We start from the raw sequence: 2,893 nt of genomic DNA, 5'->3' as shown, positions 1-2,893 counted from the left end.
ATTAAAAAAAACCGTTGGTTTAAATTCCCTGAAAAAATAGGAGGATTTTTTATTATGAAAAAAATCGTAGCCGCAGCTGCTGCAGGTTTGATTCTTGCTGGTACTGCATTTGCCGACGTTTCATTTTCTTGGAAAAGAACAAATATCGTTGGTGGAACATCTAAGGCATTAGACAGCGTAACACGCTCAGATTGTCTTGGTCTTGAACTTTCTAATGATATTGCCGGTGTTGTTTTTGACTGGGATATTGAAGAAGGCTCGTCAGACACAAGCAAACTCGCACTTGATTCATATTATGGTTGGATGACTTTTGGTCTTCCAGTTGGAAACTTGCAGGTAACTTCTGGAAAATGGAACGGACGCTACAGCGACCGCGTAAAGAGCGATGCTGGCGATCTCGACGGAAAATATTACGAAGCATATAAACTTGGTGTAATCAACGGTGTAGGAGCTGCTGACTCAGACAACCTTACAGAAGGTCAGATGGCTACAGTTATTGCTTACACTCTTGCAGACACACTTCCAGGAACTCTTCTTGTAAAAGCAGGTATCGTAAAATGTGATTATGGCAAATATGACTCACAGTCAGGATTTGTTGCAGAACTTGGATACCGTCAGGACGGTCTTATCAACGTAGACGTTGCAATCAAAAACCCTTCTGATAAAGTAACTACTATTGGCGCTTTCGTAAGCCCTCTTATGGTAGAAAACCTCAGAGCTACAGTTGGCTTTACAATGGGTAACTATGACGGCGATAAAGAATTCGGGGTTGATGCACGTGCCCGCTATGCAATTACAGAAAAAACTGCTGTAACAGGTATGTTCAACTATTCTTCAATTGCTAAAGAACTTAAAGCATCAAAATCAGGAGATGATTTAAATGCAATGTGGACAATGATTTCTGTAAACCATGTTGCAGGCGACAATATCCGTTTCCTCGCTACATTGCAGAACACTGTCCGCGACTTCGATGCTGACAACGGCAAAAACCTTACAGCATTCACACCAGCTTGCGAAATCCAGATTTCTGAAAAAGCATTATTTACTGCTGCATTCGACATGCGTTGGGACAACAAAACTCCTTATGCAGGTGTAGGCGATGTTTCATTGCCAATCTATGTAACTCTTTCTCTGTAATAAACGGAAAGGAACTTGCTTAGATAAAAATTCTTGGAGGAATTAAATGAAAAAGATAATTAGCGCACTTACTTTAGGTGCAATGGTTGCAGGAGCCGCATTTGCAGATGTTGGAGTTACTCTCAACTACAGACAGCGTGCAACACTCCTCTCTCATAACAATGAATATGGTACAACAGACGAAGCATCAAAAATCTTGTTTACAGATGCATATTCTGGAGCAGGTACAGACAACCTCGGAATTAACATTGGTGGAGACATTGCTTCTTTTGCAATTACAGTTGTAGGCGATGAAAGTACAACTTCAAAACTCCGCACAAAGACACTTGGAGCTGACCTGCAGGTTGGCAAAGTTGGTCTTTTTGCCGGTTTCTGGTCAGACGGAAAAGTAAAAGGCGCATACCGCAACAAGGCAGATGTTGATGCTGGAAACATGGAAGGTATGGACTTTGAGTTCAAGAAACTTGGTTCTGCATACGCAGGTTCACCATCATTCTTCGTAGACAACATTGTAATGCCAGTAAATGTAACAGCTTCAGAAAGCTATGCAATTGGTGCTAAATACAACATCCGCAACTTTAAGGCTTGCAAGCTCGAATTAAACGGTGTTTACATTTCTAATGAAACATCTGACGAAAAAGGCTCTAAATCAGACGGAAGCCTTCAGGGACACTCTCTCGTAGGTCTTGTTGAAGCAAACACTAATTATGGAACAGGCGAATTCGTATTCAAATACGGACAGAGCGCATATAAGAACGATGACGGAAAATACGCTGATGCAATGGCATTCGGTGCTTACTTGCAGCCAAAAATCATGAACAACCTTACTGCAACAATCGGTGGTGCTGGTTCTGTTGTAGACGGTGATTTTACAGACTGGTCTGCAGACCTCCGTTTGTACTACAAAATGGGAGCTCTTTCTTTCACATCTTTCCACAGCTACTCTGCACTTGTTGACGCAGAAGAAAGCATTGGTAAACTCAATGGAAAGAAAAATGCTACAACAAAAGGTATCGCAGATTCTGCTGCTGTAACAAACGGTAAACATGGTGGTACACCAGTTAGCCGTGATTCAGTTCTTACAAACAACTTGATGGTTCGCTACAAGGTTAACAGCAAATTTGCAGTATACGGTGTAGTTGCAGACATGATTGGTCTTGGCGAAAACGGTGGCAAAAAACTTACAGACAAAGACGGAAAAGAAACAACAGATGCACTTATCCAGCTCCGCGCTTCTGCCTGGGCACAGTTCTATGCTGGCGGAAACTCAATCTCTGTAGGTGTTGTATACGAAAACTACGACGTAGCAGAAACATACGGCGATTCAGTACAGAACATTGCTATTCCAATGATCTTCCGTGTTAAGATGTAATATTGCATAGCCAAAAATAGTTCTAAGTGAACAAAAGCCAGCCGAAAGGCTGGTTTTTTTATGCATATTTTGAACGCGCAGTTCCGATCCGGGCTAAGTTTTTCCGTAAATGTGGCATTTTTTGCTTTTTTTTCCCTGTTATTAAAAAAAATACCAAACAAATCAACTTTTTTCCTCAAAAAATGTCAAAAGTTGACAACCGCTTACAATATATATAGTGAGCGAATCTGAAAAAATCAAAACATTTATCATCACAAAGCCTTCATTTTCCTCAAATCCAATTTTTTTTAGTTTGCGTTGCAAACTTTCTTATCATCGCTTGTTTCTCACTTCGTTGCGAAACAGCTTAAAAAGTCAATCCTAAAACTGAAGTTTTAATCTTGA

2 protein-coding genes are annotated in these 2,893 nt (G+C 40.7%); both read left to right on the top strand.

Annotated elements, in window-relative coordinates; genetic code table 11:
- Positions 1-54: 54 nt before the first annotated feature.
- On the top strand, positions 55-1,137 hold the full coding sequence (locus tag B5D47_RS11190; protein ID WP_078931913.1) for a hypothetical protein: 1,083 nt from the start codon (positions 55-57) through the stop codon (positions 1,135-1,137).
- Positions 1,138-1,183: 46 nt separating this feature from the next.
- Complete coding sequence (locus B5D47_RS11185) at positions 1,184-2,509, top strand: hypothetical protein (protein WP_078931912.1); 1,326 nt, start codon at positions 1,184-1,186, stop codon at positions 2,507-2,509.
- Positions 2,510-2,893: the final 384 nt, after the last annotated feature.

The sequence above is a fragment of the Treponema berlinense genome (assembly GCF_900167025.1).
Classification (GTDB): domain Bacteria; phylum Spirochaetota; class Spirochaetia; order Treponematales; family Treponemataceae; genus Treponema_D; species Treponema_D berlinense.
This window is presented reverse-complemented; position numbering and strand designations above follow the sequence as displayed.

Excerpts from the sequence above, each read along its gene's own strand:
- B5D47_RS11190 (WP_078931913.1), top strand. The coding sequence starts at position 55 with ATGAAAAAAATCGTAGCCGCAGCTGCTGCAGGTTTGATTCTTGCTGGT.
- B5D47_RS11185 (WP_078931912.1), top strand. The coding sequence starts at position 1,184 with ATGAAAAAGATAATTAGCGCACTTACTTTAGGTGCAATGGTTGCAGGA.